Raw genomic sequence first — 4,187 nt, forward strand, 5'->3', positions numbered from 1 at the left:
TGTGCCTTTGACGTTACCGCCAAAGACGCCAAACAACTTGAAAACCTGTTCCGCGCCCTGACCGCCCGCATCGAATTTCTCACCCAAGGCGGCGAATACCAAGACGGCGATGACAAGCTCCCGCCTGCGGGCAGCGGCATCCTCGGCAAACAATTCCGCCCCGATGGGTTGACGGTTACCGTCGGCGTCGGCAGCAGCCTCTTTGACGACCGCTTCGGCCTCAAAGACAAAAAGCCGAAACACCTGCAGGAAATGCGCGACTTCCCCAACGACAAACTCCAAAAATCTTGGTGCGACGGCGACCTCAGCCTGCAAATTTGCGCATTCTCCCCCGAAACCTGCCAAGCCGCCCTGCGCGACATCATCAAAAACACCGCCCAGTTTGCCGTGATCCGTTGGAGCATAGACGGTTGGCTCCCTAAAGCCGAACCCGGCGCCATTGCCGCGCGCAACCTTTTAGGCTTCCGCGACGGTTCCGGTAATCCAAAAGTCGAAGATCCCAAAGTCGCCGATCAAGTCCTGTGGACGGGCGTTGCCGCCAACAGCTTGGACGAACCGGCATGGGCGAAAAACGGCAGCTATCAGGCCGTCCGCCTCATCCGCCACTTTGTCGAGTTTTGGGACCGCACCCCGATGCAGGAACAAACCGATATTTTCGGCCGGCGCAAATACAGCGGCGCGCCCATGGACGGTAAAAAAGAGGGCGACACCGCCGATTTTGCCAAAGACCCCGACGGCAAAATCACGCCCAAAGACAGCCATATGCGCCTTGCCAACCCGCGCGATCCGGAGTTCATGAAAAAACACCTGCTCTACCGCCGCGCCTTCAACTACTCGCGCGGCCTCGCCGCCAACGGCCAGCTCGATGTCGGCTTGGTGTTCATCTGCTATCAGGCCAACCTTGCCGACGGTTTCATCTTCGTGCAAAACCTGCTCAACGGCGAGCCGCTGGAGGAATACATCAGCCCGTTTGGCGGCGGCTATTTCTTCGTCCTGCCGGGTGTCGAAAAAGGCAGCTTCCTCGGCAAAGAACTTTTGGGCGTATAAATCCGCCGATGGTTTGAATAGATAAAAAGGCCGTCTGAAACCTGATTTCCAGATTTCAGACGGCCTGAGTTTTTTCTATCAAACTAAATGTTCCGCCAAGAAAGCCAATGCGTATTCGACGGCTTGCGCCCTTATTGCTTCACGGTCGCCTGTGAATAGCACGGTTTGCTCAAACGAGCCTTCGGGCGTGGTCAGGCCGAACCAGACTGTGCCGACCGGTTTGGCCACGCTGCCGCCGCTAGGGCCGGCGATGCCGGAAATACTCAAGGCGTAATCGGCTTGCGCGACGGCTTTTGCGCCGCGTGCCATTTCATAGACAGTCTCGCGGCTGACCGCGCCGTGTTTCAGCAAGGTGTCGGGCATGACGCCGAGGCGGTCTTGTTTGGCTTGGTTGCTGTATGTGACGAAGCTTTGATGAAACCATTGCGAGCTGCCAGAGAGGGAAGTCAGCGCACCTGCAAGCAGGCCGCCGGTGCAGGACTCGGCGCAGGTAACGGTTTGGCGGCGGCTGGTCAGGTGTTCGGCGATGGTTTGCAGATGGGACATGGCGGCTCCTTATGGAAAAGGGTAAAACCGGGCGGGCGCTTGGCCCGCCAGGTTTCAGACGGCCTGAAAGCTGAAATCAGGCTTTCGGCTGAATGAGGTGGACATCACATTGTGGGAACGGGATGTTGATGTTGGCGGCACGCAGGTTTTCAACCACTTGCTCGTTCAGGGCGAATCGGAACGGGCCGAGATTTTCTTCTTGCGTCCACGCCCAAAGGGTAATTTCGATGGCGCTGTCGCCAAGGTTGGTAATGTATACGACGGCAGGTCGTTCTTCGGTTTGAACACACAATGGATGCTCGGTTGCCGCTCTCAATACGGCGGCTTTGGCGGCTTTCAAGTCACAGGCGTAGTCGACGCCGACAACAACTTGGGCGCGGCACAGGGGCAGGGAGGAGCGGTTGGTGATGCTGTTGGTCATGACCACGCTGTTGGGCAGGACGACTTCTTCGTTGTCCGGCGTACTCAAAGAGGTCTGCACCATTTTGATTTCGCGGACGATACCTTCAAAACCGTTGACACGGATAAAGTCGCCGACTTTAAATGGGCGGAACAGGATAATCAGCGCGCCGGCGGCGAAGTTGGACAGTTGGTCTTTCAAAGACAAAGCCACGGCCAAGCCTGCGCCACCGATCAAGGCGGTAACGGAAGTGGTCGGGATGCCGAGTTTGCCCAGTGCGGCGATGATGACGAGGATCAGCAGGCCGATGTTGGCGACGTTGCCGAGGAAGCTGACCAGCGTTTTATCGACTTTGGCGCGTGTCAGCGCGGCTTTCATCAGTGTTACCAAGCGCGTGGCGATCCAGCGGCCGATAAAGAAGATGGCTAAGGCGGCCAGCAGGTTGGTACCGAAAGACATGCCGGTTTGGGCGAGTTGTTCCCAGCCGGAGAACGAAGAGAGGACTTGAAGATCGAAATTCATAATTGTGTGTGCGTGTGAAGTTGTTTAAAAGGTTATTGTAAAACAAGGCTGTCTGAAAACCTAATGATTTGGTTTTTCAGACGGCCTTTAATCTTTCTTAATCTTTTTCAGCTTAACGTAAAACGGTTTTGCTCCAACGGCTCACCCATTGTTTTTGTTTGGTGTTGATGTCGGCGCGGTTGGGGGAATCGCTGTGTTTCGGGGTTTGGGCAAACTCGAATACTTTGGGCAGCGGTGTGTTTTTGACTGCCGGATAGACCCACATTTCGGCAGGCAGGGCTTTTTGCACTTCGCCGCTTTGCAGCCAGCTCACCAGTTTGGCCGCCAGTTCGGGTTGTTTTGCACCTTTCAAAACGGCCGCGCCTTCAACTTGGCGGAATGTGCCGCCTTTGAGGAAGAGGTTGCCGGTGGGCGGGATGCTGTATTTGCCTTTGGAGTAGTGGACTTCGGCCGCCGGGCTGGTGGCATAGCTGACCACGAGGGGATAGGCGCCGCCGTTTTGGGTAAAGTCGGTGTAGTAGGCTTCGCTCCAGCCTTTGGCAACTTTCACGCCGTTTTGGCGCATTTGCGCCCACCATTTGAACGCGCCTTCTTCACCCATGCCGCCGATGTTGGCCAAGAGGAAGGAGAGGCCGGGCGAGGATGTGGCGGGAGACGGGGTCACCAGAAGGTTTTTATATTCCGGTTTGGTCAGGTCTTGCAGGGTTTGCGGCAGGGGCAGTTTTTTCTGTTCAAACCATTTTTTGTCGTAGTTGATGGCGACATAGGCGTAATCAACGGCCAGCGCATCGGGCAGGGAAGCGGTTACGGGCGCGGATTTGGGTTGGCTGGCGGCGAGGATGCCGGCGGCTTTGGCTTTGCCGATGTTGGCGTTGTCCAAACCGTAAACCACATCGGCAATTGGGTTGGCCTTGCTCAAAATCAGCTTGTTGAGCATTTCGTTGCCGCTGCCTGCCTTGATGACGGACACTTTGGCATCGTTGGCTTTTTCAAATTGCGCGATGACGGATTGGGGCAGGCTGAAGGATTTGTGTACGGCCAAACGCACTTCGGTTTGGGCGTAAAGGTTTGCCGAAGCCAGAAACAGGGCCAAGGCGGACAATTTCAGTTTCATTCTCTTTCCTTTGTGCGGGTAAAATACGAAATATCATAACAAAATCTGCATATCAAGGCACGATATGAATCATTCTCCCGTTTGGCTGTTTGACCTCGACAATACTTTGCACAATGCCGAAGCCGGCATTTTCTACATTATCAACCGCGCCATGACTGAATACATGGCAGGCCGTCTGAAACTTTCCGAAGAAGCCGCCTCCCACCTGCGCCAAGATTATTGGCACCGATACGGCGCGACGCTTGCCGGTTTGCAAATCCACCATCCCGAAGTCGATATCGATGAATTTTTGCGTGAAAGTCACCCGCTTAAGCAAATTTTGGCAAAGGTGGAGGGTATGAATGGAACTGATGACGTTTTAGGCCGTCTGAAAGGGCGAAAAGCCGTGTTTTCCAACGGGCCTTCGTTTTATGTCCGCGCATTAATTGGAGCGTTGGGCTTGGAAGCGCATTTTGACGGCTTGTTCGGCACGGATGACTTCGGCCTGCTCTACAAACCCAATCCGCAAGCCTATCTCAACGTCTGCCGCCTGTTGGGCGTCAAACCCGAACAGTGCAT

General features: G+C 55.4%; 5 protein-coding genes. 2 read left to right on the forward strand and 3 right to left on the reverse strand.

The features are described from left to right. Positions 1 to 1,047 (forward strand): iron uptake transporter deferrochelatase/peroxidase subunit (gene efeB, locus ACTHSP_RS18365; protein WP_440346622.1); only part of this gene is annotated, 1,047 nt, incomplete at its 5' end. A 78-nt stretch (positions 1,048 to 1,125) separates the two neighbouring features. Here efeB and ACTHSP_RS18370 read toward each other — a convergent pair. The 3 genes from ACTHSP_RS18370 to ACTHSP_RS18380 form a co-directional block, all read right to left on the reverse strand. After that, a complete protein-coding gene (locus tag ACTHSP_RS18370; protein WP_107857711.1) occupies positions 1,126 to 1,593 on the reverse strand; it encodes a CinA family protein in 468 nt (155 codons plus the stop codon). A 76-nt stretch (positions 1,594 to 1,669) separates the two neighbouring features. Then, the gene (locus ACTHSP_RS18375; protein WP_070587831.1) at positions 1,670 to 2,515 is read right to left on the reverse strand and encodes a mechanosensitive ion channel family protein; all 846 of its coding nucleotides are present in this window, start codon (positions 2,513 to 2,515) and stop codon (positions 1,670 to 1,672) included. 112 nt (positions 2,516 to 2,627) lie between these two features. Further along, positions 2,628 to 3,629, reverse strand: a complete 1,002-nt coding sequence (locus ACTHSP_RS18380) for a thiamine ABC transporter substrate-binding protein (protein ID WP_440346623.1) — start codon at positions 3,627 to 3,629, stop codon at positions 2,628 to 2,630. Between the two features lie 64 nt (positions 3,630 to 3,693). Between ACTHSP_RS18380 and ACTHSP_RS18385 the strand changes: the two genes are divergently transcribed. After that, a partial coding sequence (locus ACTHSP_RS18385; RefSeq protein ID WP_440346624.1) for a pyrimidine 5'-nucleotidase occupies positions 3,694 to 4,187 on the forward strand: 494 nt, incomplete at its 3' end.

This window comes from Neisseria sp. P0001.S005, assembly GCF_051963715.1.

Excerpts from the sequence above, each read along its gene's own strand:
- ACTHSP_RS18370 (WP_107857711.1), bottom strand. The coding sequence starts at position 1,593 with ATGTCCCATCTGCAAACCATCGCCGAACACCTGACCAGCCGCCGCCAA.
- ACTHSP_RS18375 (WP_070587831.1), bottom strand. The coding sequence starts at position 2,515 with ATGAATTTCGATCTTCAAGTCCTCTCTTCGTTCTCCGGCTGGGAACAA.
- ACTHSP_RS18380 (WP_440346623.1), bottom strand. The coding sequence starts at position 3,629 with ATGAAACTGAAATTGTCCGCCTTGGCCCTGTTTCTGGCTTCGGCAAAC.